Consider the following 18,496-nt stretch of genomic DNA (forward strand, 5'->3'; position numbering starts at 1 on the left):
TAATTGTTTTATAGTTAACGTTAGGTTGCAATTTGGTTAAATTTTCTGGGTTGTCGTTATATCACGCTTAGGGAAAAGTCGTGATTTCGTGAACCTGATGTGAGGCTCGGAGTTCGCAAGCAAGGAAGCATCGATGGATAATAGGGTGGTTCAGCTCAAGGCAGCCGTGATTTCGCTGTTATTGATGCTGGTTTTTTTTCTGAATCCTTTTGGATTACGGAGCGCTTCAGAAAAATACAATGAAGATCTTATCATTGGTTTTAATGCCCCCTTGTTTCCGCTTGAGGCACAAGCACAGCTCGCCGTGGTGTTGCTGGATGAAGCCTTTATTCGACATTATGCTGGCCGATATCCGGTTGATTATAGCTCGCTCAATCAGCTGTTGATCCGTATTGCACACTATCAGCCAAAAGCTGTTTTTTTCGATATTCTTCAATATTACCCAAGCTCAAACTATCAAAGTTTGTGGACCGAACGGTTACGCAAGAGCAATCAAAAATTCCCGGTTTTTATGGCGAGTATTCCGCATATGGATCGTTCGGAATACTTCCAGAAAGATTCTGGCTTGCGCCAGAGCATTTCCGCCGCTAGTCAGCTTAGTGCCGTTGGTTGGAGCGATTATCAGCATTATTATCCGCTAAATTTTCAGTTGGATGGCAAAGCTTACCGCTCGGCTGCTATGGATTTATATCGTATTTGGTGCCTTAGTGAGCCAAGTGTGTGTCCTTATAGCGATGAAGATTTGGTGGAAAGCGGGCGGTTTACCGCGCCAATGATCGTGCAATGGAGTAATCAAGCGGCTGAAAACCAGTCCGATTTTGCCTACTTACCGGAAGGTGTCCAGTGCCAGCCTCGGACCTTAAAGGCTGAGCAATCGACCTTGATTAGACTCTATCGGCGCCTTCAATCCTTGCGAGATAACTTTTTGGCGTTGTTTCATTCGGGATTATCTGGAGAGGCGCTTAAAAAATCAGTAGCTTACCCTTGCCCGCAAGTGCTGACGATTTCCGCTACTAAGTTTTTTCAAGATGATCAAGCTGCCAAACTCAGGCGACTGCAGCAGCGCTTGGTTTTGGTGGGTTATGGGATCGAAGGTTCTCCCGATCTGGTGGAATCACCAGTGAATGGGTCGTTGGCTGGGGTCTTCTTACATGCCGTTGCGCTCGATAACCTGATTAATTTTGGTGAGAACTATTGGCATGTGCCTGCAACCATCGATGGCTTAGGGATTAATGTGAGCGATCTTATTGAAGGAATACTACAGACTATATTTTTATATGCGGCCCTCTATTATCGATTTCACTATCTGGAGAATAGCGCTTTAAACGCCGTGGCTAAGCCGCATCAGCATCATTGGAAAGGACTCATCATGGCCTTGCTGGCGATTTTGTTGACCTTTCTCTGCGTCTTATCCGCATATCAGTATTTGAAATACGGGCCGGTCAATTGGTATGCCTTTATTCTAATTTTATTGACCATTATCCCTACGTTTTTACACCAATTATTCGCTCAGTTGATGGCTTTCTACTCCAATCAATTGACACTTTTCAAGTGCGAGTTGCTCCATATGTTCTATTCGCCATTGTCGCGGATGGCGAAGTTGACTTGCTGCTGGAGCTTAATCAAAAACAACAAATTGATCTTGCTGGCTTTGCTCGGTTTAGCTTGGTTGACTGGCTTGGTGTTGACCCATTGGTTCTATTACGCGGCGGTATTTTTGCTGAGTCTGCTTGCCTTGATCGGCTTCCATGACTTGGTATCACGTTTGATGAAAGGAAAGTAATGGCTGCCTAAGCCATTTATTGGAAGGAGAATATGATGAGATTACGACTTTATTTCAGCTTACTCTTACTCGTCGTGGGTTTGCTTTTACTACCACCAGTGCAGGCGCTATCGTTGGTTGGCGCTAAAGTGTTGCGCTTTAAGTACGATCCGATAGAGCTTTGTTATCGAGACTCGCAGGGAGAGTTTACTTGTAAAGAAAGCCCTCATAGTGAGCTTCCCAATTTGCAAACAAGCTCGTTAACCGTGTTACAGCATATTGTTGACCCTGGTATGGTCGAGTTAAATATATCGGGGGAAAAGGTGTGGATCTTTCAAGACAGCGTCGAAACGGACAAAAAGGCAAAATCTTTAGGACCGTGTGTTACGCAAAGTCTTTCTAACGACCAAGGGACTAAGGTCTACGCATCGACTGGATTTGGAGAGGGATGCTAGCCATGAAGATATTGAAAATCACCTCTTTTACGCTGCTGTTAAGCGCTTGTGCCACTCAGAATTTTCCGTCGTTGAATTTGGCCTCGACCAATAAAGTAGACCAATTTGAGGGCGAATTTTTGGACAGTGAAGACGTTAGCTTAGCGCTTCAAGCAAGTTCGCTCAGTGAACCCGATGATTTAGCTCAGGATGTGATACTCAGTCAAGATCGACTCAGTCATCAGCAGTTGCTGCGCTACTTTGATGGGATCTTAAATCAGTTGTTATCTAGTTGGCCGGGTCATCGACCCGAGATTGATTTGTCGATTGAACTTTCGCGAAGTTACAGCGCTTACGCCACCCGCCAGCAGATCGTGCTATCGATGGGGATGATCTCTGATTGTGAGACAGAAGCTGAGATTGCTTTTGTGATTGCCCATGAGCTTTCGCATATTTTGTTGGGACACAATAATACCAACGCCTATTTTAAGCGACAGCATGAAACGGTTGAAGAAATGGCCCAGCTGGCAAACTTAGGAATGGCCATTGGCGATCTTGAAGTGAGTCGCGATCAGCAACAGATTAAAGTGGAGAGTAAGAACAGCCAGCACACGCAAAATACCTATAAGGACATATTTAAAACCAGTTTAGCGATTAATCGCCTGAGCCGGGATGTGATTAATTCCAGTATGAGCCGAGAATATGAGGATGAAGCCGATTTATTGGCCATCGACCTGTTAGTGAGAGCGGGTTATAACCCACGAGCCTACGACGTGGCGTTGCAACGACTTGAAAGTAGCCAGACTTTCACTCAACAGCAACTGCTGCAGAAGAAACAAGAATATCAAAAAGTGGTGACTATTTTATCCGAGTCAAAAATTCCGCAAGATGATTCCTTGTCACAGCGCTTGATCTATTATGCCGGTAACGAAGCGGCGACTCAGGCTTTACAAATTTTTGCGCAACGCCATCGTTCCGCTCAGTTACGTAGCGCGGATCTGAGTAAGTACATCCAACGCCAATATAAAGCGAGTTCAATTAAGCTGCGTCCTTTACATCAACAACGTTACCAGGCGCAGGTTAAGTCTGGTACCGATGTGCAAATTACCCGCAATTATTGGCATGCAAGCAATGCCATTCAGGCGATGCAGCAGGGCGATCTAGTGAGTGCCGAAAAATCGGCTAGAAAGGCGGTGTCAAAACCAACCAGCAGCGATGGCTATCCTCGCATAGTGTTTTCTCAAATTCGTTTACAACAGGGTCAATTGAACAAGGCGGTAAAGAATCTCGATTTAATTAAGGATTGGAAAAATTTGTCTTTGGAGTCAAGTCTCTATGCGGTGAAGACCTATCAGTTGGCTGAGCGTTATCGCCAAGCGGAAAAAATTTTACGGCAGACCCAAGCGCAATTGACCGAGCAAAGTATTTTGTATCCACAGTGGGTGAGTTTGTATTATCAAGAGAACGATATTGAAGCTTTGAATCAGTGGTTAGATAAATGTCGAGCCGTCGGTCGTAAAGATTTGAGTTTACGTTGTAACACGGCTGCGAAAATCCCAGAGGTGATCCCCGAACAAGCGACGCCAACAGAGTCGCTGCTAGAAAGGATCAATACACTGTTTTAGCATTGCGAACCAGCTGTTTGATATAGCTGTGGAAAAAAAACACTTAATGATGATTTAATGTATAAGTTGGCTAGAATAAAAATGACTAATCAATTAAATAAGCAAAGCGTAGGGACTGTATGAAAGCTTTGGTGATTGTGTTTTTGTTTATTTGCTTTCCCTTGATGGCGGGATCAACCATGCGGATTTCTGCTGCAGCTGGTGCCAATGCGCTACCAGAGGTGCTGGATATGGTCTCTTCCGCATATGCGATCATGGGCTATAAAATTGAATTATTGGGAATGCCGGCAAAACGTGCCTTACGACAGGCTAGAGACAACCCCAATATTGATGCCGAACTTGCCCGTAGTCAATTGGTGGAAAACTACTTGACCAACTATATTCGAATTCCGGTTCCGGTAAAAACGCTGGTGGTATCCGCATTTGTTGTCGATGACAGCATTCATGTGAGTCAATGGCAGCAATTAACCCCCTATCGCGTAGGCTTGGTGCGAGGTCATTTGGCTTTTCATGAGCAGCTAAAAAACCATCCTGCTGTGGAGTATTTTACCAGTGCCAATCAAGCGATTACGATGTTAGAGCGGGGTCGCGTAGATGTGGTTATTTTACCGAAGCAGATCGGAGAGTATGCGATTAAAAAGTATTGGCATAAACAGACTAGAGCCGTCACTCCGCCGATCGACCAGATTTATTTATATCATTACTTGAATCAAAAGCATCAGGCTATTGCCTCAGAGCTCACGCACATTCTGCAGCAACTCACGATTCAATCTGAATAAGCAGCTTTGAATTTGACTCTGTTGCATGGATGGTGGTTTGTTCAAACTAAACTTCTGAAGATAAGAATTGACCAATCTCATGCAGAGCATGCGTGGGTGAATGCCATTGATAATGGCGCTTTTTCTTGGTGCTTGTGGTGACGGATTGGAACATGAACAAAATGTAATGTGATCGCCACCTTGCGGTAAGGAGGGATCGCTTATAGTGAGTGCAGTGACATAACACAGGACCACAAGTGATGAGATCCCCCATGAAATTATCAACAAAAATCTGTCTGGCGGCTGCGCTTGCATTCAGTTCTACCGCAGCGATGGCCGATGACGAGGCGTTATCTGCTTTAGCCATTAAGCGGGCCAACTTTAGCTTAGAGCAGGCTATCGAAAAGGTTCACAATACTTACGCTGGACAAATTACCGAACTTGAGTTGGATGACTATCATGGTCAGGCCGTTTATGAAATAGAAGTCGTGAACCTAAACCAAGGACAGCAACACAAGCTTAAATTGAGTTTGAGCGATGGCGAAATGTTAAAAAATGAAAGCCGCAAGTTGACGCTGTTAGGTATCAGTAAATTGGATGAGGATGAGCGTTTAGCGCTGGAGCAGCTAAACCAAGCAGATTTTTCTTTGAGCCAAACGGTGGCGATGCTTAGCAGTAAGTTTCAGGCGCAAGTGCTAGAGTTGGAATTAGAAAATGAAAAGGGCATCACTTATTACAAATTCAAGTTACTCGGTGAGCAAGGTAAGCAGCGAGTGATTGTGGATGTACTAAATGGTGAAACCATTCCGGTATTGAAACACTAACAGGTTTGAATTATCACGAATCAGTGTTGCAGTTACCTCGATCACGTAGTGCTTATTGGTTTATTGGGGATGAGTTATGGGGTGGGTAAGGCCGCCCATGACCCATCTGAGGTCAAGCAATCAAAGGTAAGTTAGGTGCGAATATTAGTTGTTGAAGATGATCGAACCACCCAACAGTTTTTACAACGCGCTCTCAGTGAGCAGGGGTATCTGGTGGATGTTGCCAGTGATGGTCAAGCGGGGTTGTTTTTAGCCTTAGAGCATGACTATCAATTGTTGGTGCTGGATCGAATGTTACCTAAACTGGATGGTTTAAACCTGTTAAGCACTTTACGTGATGCCAATAAAACACTACCGGTGTTGATCTTAAGTGCCTTAGATAGTGTTGATGAACGGGTCAAAGGTTTGCGTCAAGGGGGAGATGATTATTTAGTGAAACCTTTCGCCTTAGCCGAGCTATTAGTGCGGATCGACATTCTGTTAAAGCGTCCGCGAGGCCCAGCTGCGTTCGCCAGCAATCGGCTTCAAGTTGCGGATCTTCGTATTGACTTGCTGGCGCGTCGGGTGTGGCGTGGTGAGCAGGAAATTTTACTGCAACCCAAAGAATTTAAGTTGTTACACTATTTAATGGAGCATGCAGGCCAAGTGGTGACCCGAACCCTATTATTTGAAGCCGTGTGGCATTATGATTTTGACCCCCAAACCAATGTGATCGATGTGCATGTGGCACGTCTAAGAAAGAAGGTAGAACTGGATGGCCATCGACCACTGCTTGAAACCGTTCGTGGTGTGGGTTACCGAATGCTGGCAAAATAATTTTAAAGCCAGCTCCATTTGGCGACTAACTGGTATTTATACCGGCTTATTGATGCTGGTGGTGGGTATTTTACTGTGGGTTCTTTACCAGTTGAGCGTGGGGCAGTTAAGTCGTAGCCAAGCCCAGCAAATTAGTCAGTTGTTACAGCAGCAAACCTTATTGGCTAAAGAGTTACAGCCAGCAGATTTTATTCGTCAGTTTGAGTTGCAAGCGGAGCAAGCTGGACAGTTTGTATTAGTCTTTATTAGCCCTGAGCGCAGCTATGGTCGTTTACAGAGTATTCCTTCCCAAATCAGTGCTTGTCCGACGTTGAGCCGTTTTCCGGTGTATAGCTACAACGAAATTCGTTTATTTTCTGGTTGTGTGGAGTTGCTCAACACTGGTCGTTTGCTGGTGGCCACCGACGATGAAGCGCTGGTTGAGATGCGCGAGCGCTTCATTCACGCCAGTATGATTGCCTTAGCTTTGGCTCTGGCCTTGGGACTGCTTACCGGATGGTGGTTCTCGGCTCAGTTATTACGCCGAATTAACCGGATCAATCAAGTTGCCTTGGCCGTAGAGCAAGGGCAGCTGGATGCGCGAGTGCCCTTGAGTCGCCACCACGATGAATTTGACCATCTGGCGAAACATATGAACAAAATGTTGGCTCAGCTAGAGTACTCTTTTCAGGCGATTGCAGGGGTTACCGATGCGATTGCTCACGATTTACGAACCCCCTTAGGACGACTGCGATTGGCTTTAGAGCAAAGCCTCATTGATGTGGAACATCAGCGGCTGAGTTCGACGCAAGTATCCGCCATGTTAGCCGAATTAGACGGCATATTAGTCACTTTTAGCGCCATGTTAGAGTTGACTCGCTTGGAGCAGCACCAGCAACAGGCACAGTTTAGTGCCGTGGATTTAGTTCAAATCGCGGAGGATGCCATCGAGTTATTGTTGCCGGTAAGCCAACAGCAAGACCAGCATTTATGTTTGTTTAATGCTCGCGCGGCAAAGCCCTTGCAAGGGGATCCCAGTTTATTGTTTCGCGCGATCTATAACTTATTGGAAAACGCCAGTAAGTATGCCGGACCACAGACCCAAATTAGTTTTGAGTTCAGCGGTGATGGCTTTATCGTCAGCGACAATGGCCCTGGCATTCCCGAGATGGAAAGCGAGAAGGTCTTCCAACGCTTATATCGTTTGGAGAGTAGCCGTCATAGCCCCGGTTACGGTTTGGGGCTGCCCTTAGTTCGGGCGATTGTTGCTTTGCATGGTGGTGAGATTAAACTCAGCGATAACCAACCGGGACTTAGAGTCAGCGTGAGTTTTAGCCAAAATGAAGCTTTTGTATAAGCCGCCTGTTGGCAAAAGTAATGGCGGAATGTCCAGCCATTACCTGAGTACTTGGTGTTGGTTTGCTTCTCTGTTTTAGACACTCGCGCTAAGCGAGCGCCTTGCGATGGAGTACTCGCTTGATCAAGGTGAACAGAGCAATGCTTTCCCCAGAGAGTGACAACGCGAGTTGATTATCACTTAATCCCGGATCGACGGCTAAGCCTAATAGCGCATTTCCCAAATAAGCGGTGTTGGCATCGGGGCTAGAAGCCAAGGCCTGTAACGTAGTGAGAGTGCTGGTTTCGGTGGACTCATCGCCTTTGTAATGAGCAACGTGTAACGAGGCAGCTAAGCTGGCAAATTGATTCAGACTATCGCCGGTCAACCCCATTTGAGCCAGATAGCGACGATATAGGCTGAGCATACCTTGGTTGATAAAGTTTTCTTTATATTCGGCAAAGTTGCTCATGGAAGTGATGCTATCGATGAAGAGACTCGAGATATTGAAGCTTTGATCCGCGATGTTTACATCCACTAGACGATAAGGGCAGGGCGCAGTGACGGTGGAGCCTGTTTCTACATCATATAAAAGAGTTGAACCATCTCCATTATAATCAGCCATGCTGACATCTTGCGCATGAAAATGTCCGGTAAAAACTAAATTTAAGCCATAAGCTGCCAGCATCGCACCGACGGACTCATAGTCATCAATCAGGTATTCAGGGAAAATGGTCCGTTGGCTGGCAAAGTGCGCAACGAGGCCATGGTGTTGCATCCCAAACACTAATTTGTTTTGTGCCTGTGCTTCAGTGAGTAGTGGTTGTAGCCAACCCAGTAAATCATCAGATAAAGCGCCAGAGGTTTCCGGGGAGCCGAGACTGGCGTTATCTTGATACTTGCAAGAGTCTAGTGCGACCAACCAGACCCCGCTAGTTGGCTCGGCGATATAGCTCAAAGAGTTGTCGTGTCGATAGAGTGCTTGCTGGTAGCCAAAATCTGCATATAAAGAGGCAAATTGTTCAGCATTGATAGTCTCGACCGCACTCGTTGTATCGCCATTAAAGGAGACCGCGTCGGGATTGTTGATGTCGTGATTGCCCGGTATGACATACACTTTTTTCCCCGCATCGCGTAATGGTTGTAATAATTCGAGTGCTTTTTGGTGACACACGAGTTCGCCATCTTTGGTGAGGTCGCCGGGGATTAACAATGCATCCAGCTCCGGTTGTTGCAGTAACTGCTGCACAATTGCACTTAAGATTTCACCGCTTTGGAGGAGCATTTTACGATCTTCTGCGAGGTAATTTTCAAGGGCCTGCCCAGTCGTACCTAATGCGAGGTTATAGACGTGAGGATCGGAGAGTACCGCAAAGCGCAGGGTGTCTGAAGCGCTGCGGCTTTGTGAGCTACTGCTCTGGTGACATGCGCTTAAGCTTTGACCCAGAGTGATAGTAGAGCCTAGTAATGCAGTGGTCTTTAAAAATTTTCTTCGATTAAAATTAGTCATGAATTTTCTCTTTGATTGATGAAAGATGAATTCACGCTAGGCTGGTCGGATGACTATTGGGTGACAGAATTATGAAAGGCTTTTTTTTATTGATTTAGAACAAATAGATAATGAATTCAGGCTTAAATATGGTTTGAGAATTTTGAATTATTGTCTTTAGAACTTGGCGACTTATATTGATTCATCGCCACCGCCAATAGTAAGTAGATGACCGCCAACAACCATAAATGAGTAAAGTGGTTTTGCACTTCAGTAAAGCTGGCGCCCATTTGGTTGAGCTTTAATAGGCCCAGCACCATTGGTTTGGCGGGAACTAAATCGGCTAGCATGTTGATTGGCATCGGGATCGCGCTCTGTGGCCAAATAAATCCGCAGCCAAATACAATCGGCAGAGAACTTATCAAACCGACCACCGTGGCGTAATCGCGTTTTGGTAATAGGGTTGCGATACACATTGAAAAACCGCAGCTTGCAAGCAGAAAGGGCAGCAGCATGGCCGCGATGTCTGCCATATGTCCCCAGAGGTGAACCTGGTAATAATCAAGTACAAAACCAAGATAGAAGCAGCTGAGTACGCTGTAGAGGGCCACAAACAACAGGCTGCGTACCAGCACCAACTTCCAGGCGGGCACAAAGTGCAGATAATTGGGTTTGAGTGCAGGGCGACTGGGAGTGGCGTGTAGGCCTACGGCGATTAACAAAGTTTGGTGTAACAAGATAATAAAGACAGCGGGTAATACATAATCTAAATAGCCTTGATTGGCATTAAAAACCGGATTGCTACTCAGCTTGATGGGCGTGTGTGATTCGGCGGCACCTTTAAGGGGGATGCCTTCGATAAGCATTTTGCTGACCTTGGTTTGCGCCGCTAAAGTACCCGCGGTGGTACTTAGGCCTTCTACAATGGTGCTGTAAACTAAGAAATAAGAAGCATCGCCAGCATAGGAGAGCGCTGGAGAGCGGTCCTGCAATAGGTCACGATAAAAGTGTTTCGGGATCACCAGTAAGCCGCCAACACGGCGTTCCACTAGCAGTTGCTGAGCCTGTTCAATGCTGGCCACCTGTGCGCTTACTTTGATCAGTGGGCTGGCATCGACCATCCTAAGTAGTTGCCGACTGAACTGATTGCCATCGTGATTGACCACTGCTATCTGCTGTTCTCGAGGGCTTTGTTGCATATAGGGTCGTGGATAGAGAAAGGCATAAAACAGCAAGCCCCCAATGGCGGTGAGTAACAGGGCTCGATTGGCGAACAGCCGCCGTATCTCTAGCCGCAGCAATAGGTAGCTGTTCATGATACGGACTCATCAGGTTGTGATAATCCCTGAAAACGCAGCTTGACTAGCCATGCCGCGCTGACGAAAGCCAATAGGAATATCAGTAAGTGGCTGAGTGCGGGCAGTGATTGCAACACTGGTGCCCCATAGTTTGCCTGAGTGATTTGGATCTCGATGTAGTGGCAAACCGGAATTAAGCTTCGCCAGAATTGGGCAAACCAAGGCATATCACTCACTGGGAAGGTCACCCCCATAAAGGCGAAACTTGGCGCGGTGAGGGCGGCGGCGAAACTTAAAGCGCGAGCAAGATCTTCAAATAATAAGATAAACAGCAGGGCAATGGCTTGTGAGGCCAATACACAAAGCACTAAGGCCAGCAATAGGATGCTCCACGAGCCCCGCATTGGCCAGTCGAAGCTGGTAAACATTAGGCTACAAAACAACACTCCTTGTAGCCATAGCAAGGCGCCAAAAAATAATAGTTTAGCGGCAATTTTCTTGCTGGCATCCTTTTTAAGCCAAGACCGAAAACTTTGCTCACGCAGTTCTGCGCCAAGGGCGAGTACCATCACCACCATGCAGAGCACTTGCCAAAAAGCTGGTAGGGCTGCCGAAACGATAAATTGAGCGTAGTTGCTATTGCCGTTAAACAGCGCACTAATTTGGTTGCGAATGGGGACAGCTTGGGCCAGTGCTTGCGAGGTTTGAGTATTCCCTTGGCTGAGGACTCTGAGCAGTGCAACTTTGGCATTAAAAGTGGCGTGGCTTTTTTGCAATGCCGAGTTGATTTGCTTACCCACCACCATCAGTTGGCCATTATAATAGGCGGCCACGGTAGGTGCCTGACCCAGTTTGGTATGTTGTTCAAGCTGATTGGGGATAATGAGTAACGCGTTCACTTGACCAGTGCGGAGCAGGACCCCTGCCTCCACTTGGTCGGCTACACTCTGCACCTGCAAGCTTGGGCTGGCATCATAGTGGGCGATAAGGCTACGCGACAATTGGCTGTGATCATGGTCGACCACTGCGATGGTTAAATCTCGGGTAAGCCCTGCGGAAAAAATCCACCATAACAGTACAAATAACAGTAAGGGAACCCAGCTGAGCAAGGCGCTTAACCATGCATCTTGTCGCAGCTGGTGCCACTGTTGCGCCAGCAGTTGTGAAAAGCGAGGTGATGGTGAAGACATCAGCAGGTTTCGCCTAGTGTTCAAGAGTGATAATGGCACTCATGCCGACTCGCAGTTGCGGTACTGCTTGGGTGGGCCTCGCTTCAATTTCAAAGGTGCGCAGGTCAAACCCGGTGCGACTGTCGGTGGCCCGCCAGGTGGCAAAATCCCCCATTACCGCCACATGGGAAACTTTAAAATCAACCTGTTGATTATTTAAGGCGGGCAGCGTGGCACTAAACTGCTGACCTTTCTGAAATCGGCTGAGTTGATCTTCGCGCACATGTAAAATCAGCCAGGCATCTTGCATGTCGATGATTGAAACGACTGGAAAACCTGTAGGGGCTAGCTCGCCTTGCTGCAGCAAAATTTGACTGACTTCGCCAGCGTGCCAGCTTTTCACTAAGGTATCACTGGCATAGGCTTGCACTTCGGCCACTTTCCCAGCGGCAGCTCGCAGCTGTTCGACGGCGGCTTTTTTGGTTTCGTCACGCGCGCCAGCCTTGGCCATTTGATACATTTCGGATGCCGAATTTTCAGTGTAGCGGGCTGCTTGCCATTGGGTATAGGCTTCGTCGCGTTTTTGCTCAGAGACCACACCGTCTTTAAAGAGGTTATTGACCCGTTGATAGGTCTTTTCGCTTAGCTGAGTGGCCGCTTGAGCTTTTTGCCATTGATCTTTGGCCGCTGATATTTCTTGGCTGCGAGCCCCATTTTCAGCCTGTTCGGCGATTGCCGACGCAGCTTGTTGACCGGCTTTGGCTTGCTCTAGTTTGGCTTCGAGTTCAGGACTGGTAATTGTGAAGATCAGCTGTCCTGGCTCAACCTGTTCACCCTTTTTAACCAAGACTTGATCGATCCGTCCCGCTACCTTTGAAGAAATGTTGTATTGCTGGGCCTCGATTTGCCCCTGCAGAGTTTGTGCCTGCGGTTGATAGGCTTGCCAAAAGGAATAGCCGACCCAAGCAATAATTGCCAGTAACGGTGCGATGGGTAATAGAGCGGAAAACTTACGCATAATCAGGCCTTAGTTAAATCGATAATATTGTGAAAACCGGTCCATTTCACCACTCAGTGCAGTGAGCTTAGCCAACGCGATAACATGATTATAAGCTGCCGATTGGCGTTGGGTTTTGACCTTCGCCTGAAATAGTTCAGCATCCACCACATCTAATGAGGTGGCTAAACCTTGGCTAAAAGCCTTGAGACGGATCCGCAGGTTTTCTTGCGCTAGGGCGAGGCTGGATTCCAGACCCTGATATTCTTCTAAGGCTTGTTCGGCTTCGCGGTAGGTTTTTTCAACGAGTAGGCTCAGGTCTCGCTCGGCTTGAGCATGTAAATAATGGATTTGGACAAGGTTGCTATGGGCGGCTTGTACTTTGCCCGAGCGGCCGCTGTTATCGACTAAGGGCACTGATACGCCAAGGCCGACCATCCAGTCAGGCGAGACTTTAGCTGCCAGACTGTCTCCTTCGTAAAGTTGGTAGTTACCAAACATGTAAACCTCTGGCTGGTAAAGACTTTTGGCAATAATCTGCATGTTTTTGGCCTGCTCTGCCTTGCTGTCGAGAATCGCGAGGCCGGGGTAGCTGCTGAGTGTTTTTGACATAAAAGCTGCGAGGGCTGGGATGCGAGGTTCGGTAAATAGCTTGGTGGCCGGCTGGATCGCCGTGTCTTGATGTAATAGCTTACTTAAGGCGAGTTGCGCGATTTGGTAGTTGCGCAGCGCTTTTTTGGTATCAACTTTGGCCTTATCGTAGGATGCATCGGCCTGCAGACGTTCTACCAGCGCGATTTGTCCTTGTTGCTCTAGCTTCATCGCGTTGCGTCGATGTTTGGCGAGACCATCTTCGACTTCTTGGTAGGTTTGGGCGACCTGAGTGGTGAGAACCACGCCAAAATAGACGCGAGCCAAATCTTCAAACTTCGCCTGCTGTCGCATCGCTAAGATTTTAGCGGCTTCGATATGTTGTTCGCGCGCGATATCAATCGCGGCACCGCGTCGGCCGCCCAGGTAAAGCGGCCAAATAGCGCGGATGGAACTGGTGGTGATATTTTGCTCGGTGAAGTTGGTCGTCGTGGGTAACTGAAGTAGCGGTCCAAGAATTTGTGCCAGCACTGGGTCTAGGGCACTTGGGTCGAGCGAGGCCAGAGGTTCTAAGTCTTTGAGATCGAGCGCGATTGGTTTCTCCAAACGGGTATAGCTGCCGCTGAGATCTATTTTGGGGTAATACAGATCGGTCGCTGCATCACGCAAAGCCTCACTGCGCGCCAAATTGGCTTTATCGGCGGCTAAGCTGTCGTTATGTTGCAGTACTTGTTGCCAGGCCTGCTCGAAACTCATGGCCTGTGCTGTGGAGATCAAGATGAATGCGCTTGCGCCAAACCAGCAAGTCGCGGTAATCGCGCAGCGTAAAAAGTACCTCATCAGTATGGTCGATCCCTATCCAATTAGAATATTTACTCTAGCTTAATCCTTAAGGCTGGTTCAAGCCTTTCGTGGTTGCAATGTGCGTCTGGACAAGCCTTAGTGTAAATCCTTTTATAAGCCGATTACTGGGGCAGCGTCGCGTTATTTGCTAAGGATCTTGGCCACTGTTGATCATCATGAGATTGAGCAATAGCAGTTTTGTTTCAATTGACTGGCTCTTTACTCAATTTAGGCTCTGAGAGCCCGCGATAGATGGGAGTAGGAAGCAGGGCTTCAGTGGTGGTTTTGTCATGAAGCTGTGCTATCTGCTTATGTGCTTGTCTGGAAAAATAACAATAGAGATATCGACGCCACCATGACAGCTGATGTTGCAGCAGCTAAGACGAGATGGGGCCATTGTCATGCTGGTGAAGCCTGCGAATAACAGGCTGGCATACCGAGTGGCCTTTGCTTGAGTAGCCGGCTTTTTAAGCTGATTTTTTTATTGTATTAGAGCACCAATTAATTCATAAATATCAAGCTGCTGCTTTAGCCTGCAAGCAATGCGCTGCAGATATCATTTGCTTAGGAGTAACAAAGACGATAAAAATGGAAACCAAGCGATTAATCCTTCGGCAATGGACTTGTGCAGATTATCGAGCGTATGCGCAATTGAATGCAGATCCCAGAGTGATGCGCTATTTTCCGGCAGTCCTTTCAACACCGGAAAGCGACCAACAAGCCAAGCGTATTCAAAATCTTATTTCAGAAAGAGGCTGGGGGTTTTGGGCCCTTGAGTTGAAATCGACGGGCCAATTTATTGGATTTGTTGGACTGCATCAGCAAGATGAAAATAGCGGCATTCCTGATGCGCCATTGATTGAAATTGGCTGGCGTTTATCTTCAGACTGTTGGGGACTCGGCTACGCCCCCGAAGCGGCGGAAAAAGCCTTGGAATTTGCCTTTTTAAAGTTAGCTGTGACTTCGGTGTATGCATTTACGGCAATACAGAATCGAGCCTCTCAGCGGGTGATGTTGAAATTGGGGATGCTAAATACTCAGCAAGATTTTAATCATCCTCAATTATCGGCTGGACATCGATTGGAGCGGCATTGCCTGTATCAAATCACGAAACAACAGTGGCTCGAAAAACAGCCTTTGTCGGTTTTTTCACAAGCAAAAAGCACCGGACTCAGCGCTTCGAAATCTTAGCGAACGATCATTTCCGTATGCTTAGTCTTTGGCTAAACAGGGAATAGCAAGGCAGAGCGGCAATTATGGATAAAGGGAGTTGTGTGGTTCGATTCAACGCAGATTAACTGGCGATATTAGCAACGTGATTCATTGTCAACGCAGATTAACTGCCGATTTACCGTGTTATCAAGAAGATGAATTCTCTCGTCAAAAATGCGACTCGCTTGGCTTGAGTCATGGAGCGCAGCTAATCAAGTAATCAGGAAGTATAAACTGTGAAGCAAATGATGAAATACGACAATAGCTTTGGAAAGTGGCTTTACTCGGACCTTTCATACCGTTTGAGAGGGCCGTCCCTATGCCAGTCTTAGCACTGCTTGCCGCTTGTGGTGCGGGTTTTCTTTGGGGAACGGGGGCATTGGTAGTGAACCTATTGGTGGCGCAGCATGGTTTCACGCCAGAGAATATATCATTTTGGCGTTTTGCGATTGGTTCTGTGGTTTTGCTTGGGATCTTTGGTAAAAACATTCATTGGCGCTTGGTTCAGCCGGTTTTAGGTCGCTTGACGATCGCTGGTATCGCAATGGCTGGTTATGTATTGTGCTGGTTTCTCGGCATCGAGCGGATGGGCGCAGCAGTGCCGACTCTGATCGCACTTTGCCTGCCTCCGGTTTTAGTGACTATGGTTGCGGTTGTTCGAGGCCAGGAAATCATTGACCGTCAACTCTTCAGCGTATTGGTTGCGGCGATTATTGGCACCATATTGATTGTGTTTCAGCATGGCGAGGCGAATACCGCGGCAGGTTTTAAAAATGTGGTCATCGGCATCGCTTTCTCGCTGGTATCGGCTTTTCTTTATGCTGGATTTTCGATGACTAGTGGCCGCTTGTCGAAGGTGTTAGGCGCGGGCCAGTCAACCACCTGCCTCACCGTCATTGCGACACTTGTGATGGCGATCTTTGGACTGTTTCGACCATTAAGCTGGCCAGTTGCGGTCCCACCACAAGCTTGGTTTCTATATTTGGGCGTGGTGACTGCGGCTCTGGCGCTGTTGGCATTTAGTTGGGGGGCTGCCAAACTGAGCCCAACAACCCTTACCGTCGCCACGCTTTTAGAGCCCCTCACCGCGGTAGTGCTCTCGGCTTTCATCCTCGGAGCTCAGATGAGTCACCTGCAACTGCTGGGCGGCGGATTGCTGATGCTCAGTATTTGGGTGCTTGGCAAAAGAGCTAGCCCGGTTGATTCGTAGTGGAAGTTAGCAATTTACGTGGGTACCTTAAAGTGAGCGACGGTCCGCTGCGGGTACACCGTATGACTGTTTATGAAGGCTAAATTAGCTCCGTGGTTGTCCCTTAGCCCATTTGTCTGCGGTGCAGGCAGGATAGAGCCAGAAGGTGTTCGATGAAGGTGTCGCTCAGGGACATTGAACTGGGATCTCGTCAGGTTCACGACAACCTGTCTCCTTATTATATTTCTGATAGGTCCGAATACATGGGATGGCTTCTGAATGAACAGGGCCCGTTTAATCATCGATCTGGCTGGTATTAGTCACTCCCTCCTGATTGATTGTTGTGCTTATTGCGCTCGATCAAGGACGTTTGCGCGGGGCGATTTTGGATGTCTTTGACGAAGAAGCTTTGGCCGCAAAACATCCTTTATGGCTACATCCCAAGGTTTCTGTGACCCCCATATGGCTTCTGAAGCGTCGAATACGGCAATTGTGAAGCAGCTGCTGGAGAATACCCGTCGATTTTCCCAAGGCCTGGCTTTACTGCATCAAATTTAGCCTGTTAAAACACTAATAAATGGGCCCGAGCTCTTCCAGTTGGGTAAGGTAGACCCGAGTATCAAACTCTAGCTGGTGGTAGTTGGGCAGCATATGCTGACAGAGCTGATAGAAGGCTTTGTTATGCTCTTTTTCTTTGAGATGGGCCAGCTCGTGCACCACAATCATCTTTAAAAAAGGTTCCGGAACTTTTTGAAACAGTTTGCTGATGCGAATTTCGTTCTTGCTCTTGAGTTTGCTGCCTTGTATTCGGGAAACATAGCTATGTAGGCCCAGCGCATGTTTTACCACATGAATTTTTGGATCGTAAATCACCTTGCTTAAGGGGGCCGATTTACGAATATAACGATTTTTTAACTCGGTGGCGTAGTCGCGTAGCTCTTTGTCATTATGGATTTGGTGGACCTTGGGGTATTTGTTCAGTAAAAACTCGGCTAATTGTTGCTGGTCGAGTAAGTCCTGGATCCGGTCACTTAATTCGCTGGGGTAGGCACTGAGGTATTTAAGAGTCGACATGGTCGGGCTGTGGCTCCTGTGCAAGGGTTAATTCAATACCCACTCTGCGCTTAAGGCCGGGCGGGGCTGGCGCACTATAACGAATTTGGCGCCAAGGCTTAAGTTTATTTGCGGTTCAGCAGCGTCACGGCCGCCACCACCAGACCGATGCCGAGGATTTGCCCCCAGCTGACCGAGTGTTCTAATAAATAGCAGGCCATCAAGAGGGTAAAGATCGGCCCGACACTGCCAGAGATGGCGGTTTTTTGGGCGCCGATTCGATGGATCGCTTCGCTAAACAGAAAGGAGGGGATCACCGTTGAAAACAGCGCCATACACAGCGCATAGCCATAAACGGACGGAGCATAGTGGTTGAGCTGAGTTGAACTATCTTGCAATGAAAAGTGAACAAAGATAGCTAAACTTGCGGCAATCATCGCAATACAGGTAAAAGCCTGGCTACCGATTTGACTGACTATTGTTTTACTGAAAACCAGATAACAGGCAAAGCTAAAGGCGCTGGCAATCACCAGCCCGGTGCCTAGCAGTAGATCTTGATTGACCATTTGGCCCTTGGTTTCACTCCACATCATCATGGCAACACCTAACCAGCTGAGAGGTAAAGCGAACACCACCAGTCGTTGTGGTTTTTGGCGGTAAATCAGCCAGCTCAGGATGATGGTAAAACTGGGGTAGGCGTAGAGTACCACACGTTCCAAGGGGGCTGAGACATACTGCAATCCACTTAAATCCAAATAGCTGGCAAGGTAGTAACCGCTGATGCCAACTGCTGCTGCCTTTAAGAGGTGGCTGGCGATCGGCTTGTGAGTAAAATGGCCCTGTTGCCACCACCATAAGCCAAGGCCGACATAGAGCGGTAAACTAAAGGCCATGCGCAGGGTCATTAGGCTAGTGGGGTCGATGCCATGTTGGTAGGCGAGTTTTATCCAAATGCCTTTCAGTGAAAATAAGGCGGTTGCGAGTAAGGCAAACAGTAAGCCAAGACTGCTGGGAGCAAGGGGGATGCGCCGTCGTGTGGCAAAGCGAAAGTAGTGGGTAATATTCATGTCTTGGCTGCCTTCTATGGAGAGAGAAAGAGGCTACGAAGGCATGTTCACCGG

Annotated in this window: 17 protein-coding genes and 1 pseudogene; 11 read left to right on the forward strand and 7 right to left on the reverse strand. The window is 47.7% G+C overall.

What is annotated here, in order from left to right:
- The first annotated feature begins 133 nt into the window (after window positions 1-133).
- The 7 genes from ACRRSX_RS00435 to ACRRSX_RS00465 all read left to right on the forward strand — a co-directional run bounded on the left by ACRRSX_RS00435 (window position 134) and on the right by ACRRSX_RS00465 (window position 7,555).
- Window positions 134-1,783 (forward strand): CHASE2 domain-containing protein, encoded by a 1,650-nt coding sequence (locus tag ACRRSX_RS00435; RefSeq protein WP_432455173.1) that lies wholly within the window; start codon window positions 134-136, stop codon window positions 1,781-1,783.
- Window positions 1,784-1,815: 32 nt separating this feature from the next.
- Window positions 1,816-2,217, forward strand: a complete 402-nt coding sequence (locus ACRRSX_RS00440) for a hypothetical protein (RefSeq protein ID WP_432455172.1) — start codon at window positions 1,816-1,818, stop codon at window positions 2,215-2,217.
- Between the two features lie 2 nt (window positions 2,218-2,219).
- Window positions 2,220-3,821: a M48 family metalloprotease gene (locus tag ACRRSX_RS00445; protein ID WP_432455171.1), complete on the forward strand. Its 1,602-nt coding sequence runs from the start codon at window positions 2,220-2,222 to the stop codon at window positions 3,819-3,821.
- A gap of 119 nt (window positions 3,822-3,940) precedes the next feature.
- Complete coding sequence (locus ACRRSX_RS00450) at window positions 3,941-4,600, forward strand: substrate-binding periplasmic protein (RefSeq protein WP_432455170.1); 660 nt, start codon at window positions 3,941-3,943, stop codon at window positions 4,598-4,600.
- 251 nt (window positions 4,601-4,851) lie between these two features.
- The gene (locus ACRRSX_RS00455; protein ID WP_432455169.1) at window positions 4,852-5,403 is read left to right on the forward strand and encodes a PepSY domain-containing protein; all 552 of its coding nucleotides are present in this window, start codon (window positions 4,852-4,854) and stop codon (window positions 5,401-5,403) included.
- Window positions 5,404-5,538: 135 nt separating this feature from the next.
- On the forward strand, window positions 5,539-6,219 hold the full coding sequence (locus tag ACRRSX_RS00460; protein WP_432455168.1) for a winged helix-turn-helix domain-containing protein: 681 nt from the start codon (window positions 5,539-5,541) through the stop codon (window positions 6,217-6,219).
- Complete coding sequence (locus ACRRSX_RS00465) at window positions 6,158-7,555, forward strand: sensor histidine kinase (RefSeq protein WP_432455167.1); 1,398 nt, start codon at window positions 6,158-6,160, stop codon at window positions 7,553-7,555. Before ACRRSX_RS00460 ends, ACRRSX_RS00465 begins: the two co-directional genes overlap by 62 nt.
- 88 nt (window positions 7,556-7,643) lie before the next feature.
- Here the strand turns inward: ACRRSX_RS00465 and ACRRSX_RS00470 are convergent, their stop codons facing one another.
- From ACRRSX_RS00470 to ACRRSX_RS00490, 5 genes are all read right to left on the reverse strand, one after another.
- Window positions 7,644-9,044, reverse strand: a complete 1,401-nt coding sequence (locus ACRRSX_RS00470; protein WP_432455166.1) for a metallophosphoesterase family protein — start codon at window positions 9,042-9,044, stop codon at window positions 7,644-7,646.
- 122 nt (window positions 9,045-9,166) lie between these two features.
- A complete protein-coding gene (locus tag ACRRSX_RS00475) occupies window positions 9,167-10,339 on the reverse strand; it encodes an ABC transporter permease (protein WP_432455165.1) in 1,173 nt (390 codons plus the stop codon).
- Complete coding sequence (locus ACRRSX_RS00480; protein WP_432455164.1) at window positions 10,336-11,511, reverse strand: ABC transporter permease; 1,176 nt, start codon at window positions 11,509-11,511, stop codon at window positions 10,336-10,338. The genes ACRRSX_RS00475 and ACRRSX_RS00480 overlap by 4 nt, the downstream gene beginning before the upstream one ends.
- A 13-nt stretch (window positions 11,512-11,524) precedes the next feature.
- Entirely contained in the window at window positions 11,525-12,508 is a 984-nt protein-coding gene (locus ACRRSX_RS00485) for an HlyD family secretion protein (protein WP_432455163.1), read from the reverse strand.
- 9 nt (window positions 12,509-12,517) lie between these two features.
- Entirely contained in the window at window positions 12,518-13,918 is a 1,401-nt protein-coding gene (locus ACRRSX_RS00490; RefSeq protein ID WP_432455162.1) for a TolC family protein, read from the reverse strand.
- A 591-nt stretch (window positions 13,919-14,509) separates the two neighbouring features.
- On the opposite strand from ACRRSX_RS00490, the gene ACRRSX_RS00495 reads away from it, so the two are divergent.
- From ACRRSX_RS00495 to ACRRSX_RS00510, 4 genes and pseudogenes are all read left to right on the forward strand, one after another.
- Entirely contained in the window at window positions 14,510-15,112 is a 603-nt protein-coding gene (locus ACRRSX_RS00495) for a GNAT family N-acetyltransferase (protein ID WP_432455161.1), read from the forward strand.
- Window positions 15,113-15,452: 340 nt separating this feature from the next.
- Window positions 15,453-16,343, forward strand: coding sequence for a DMT family transporter (locus ACRRSX_RS00500; RefSeq protein WP_432455160.1), 891 nt, complete (start codon window positions 15,453-15,455; stop codon window positions 16,341-16,343).
- A gap of 322 nt (window positions 16,344-16,665) precedes the next feature.
- Window positions 16,666-16,731, forward strand: a pseudogene (locus tag ACRRSX_RS00505) (hypothetical protein); the annotation flags it as partial.
- Window positions 16,732-16,751: 20 nt separating this feature from the next.
- The gene (locus tag ACRRSX_RS00510) at window positions 16,752-16,880 is read left to right on the forward strand and encodes a hypothetical protein (RefSeq protein WP_432456203.1); all 129 of its coding nucleotides are present in this window, start codon (window positions 16,752-16,754) and stop codon (window positions 16,878-16,880) included.
- 12 nt (window positions 16,881-16,892) lie between these two features.
- Here ACRRSX_RS00510 and ACRRSX_RS00515 read toward each other — a convergent pair whose 3' ends face one another.
- On the reverse strand, window positions 16,893-17,396 hold the full coding sequence (locus ACRRSX_RS00515; protein WP_432455159.1) for a M48 metallopeptidase family protein: 504 nt from the start codon (window positions 17,394-17,396) through the stop codon (window positions 16,893-16,895).
- 104 nt (window positions 17,397-17,500) lie between these two features.
- Window positions 17,501-18,442 carry a DMT family transporter gene (locus ACRRSX_RS00520; RefSeq protein WP_432455158.1) on the reverse strand — a complete coding sequence of 314 codons (942 nt, stop codon included), beginning with the start codon at window positions 18,440-18,442 and terminating at the stop codon, window positions 17,501-17,503.
- Window positions 18,443-18,496: the final 54 nt, after the last annotated feature.

The organism is Agarivorans sp. QJM3NY_30 (genome assembly GCF_050870855.2).
Lineage (GTDB): Bacteria > Pseudomonadota > Gammaproteobacteria > Enterobacterales > Celerinatantimonadaceae > Agarivorans.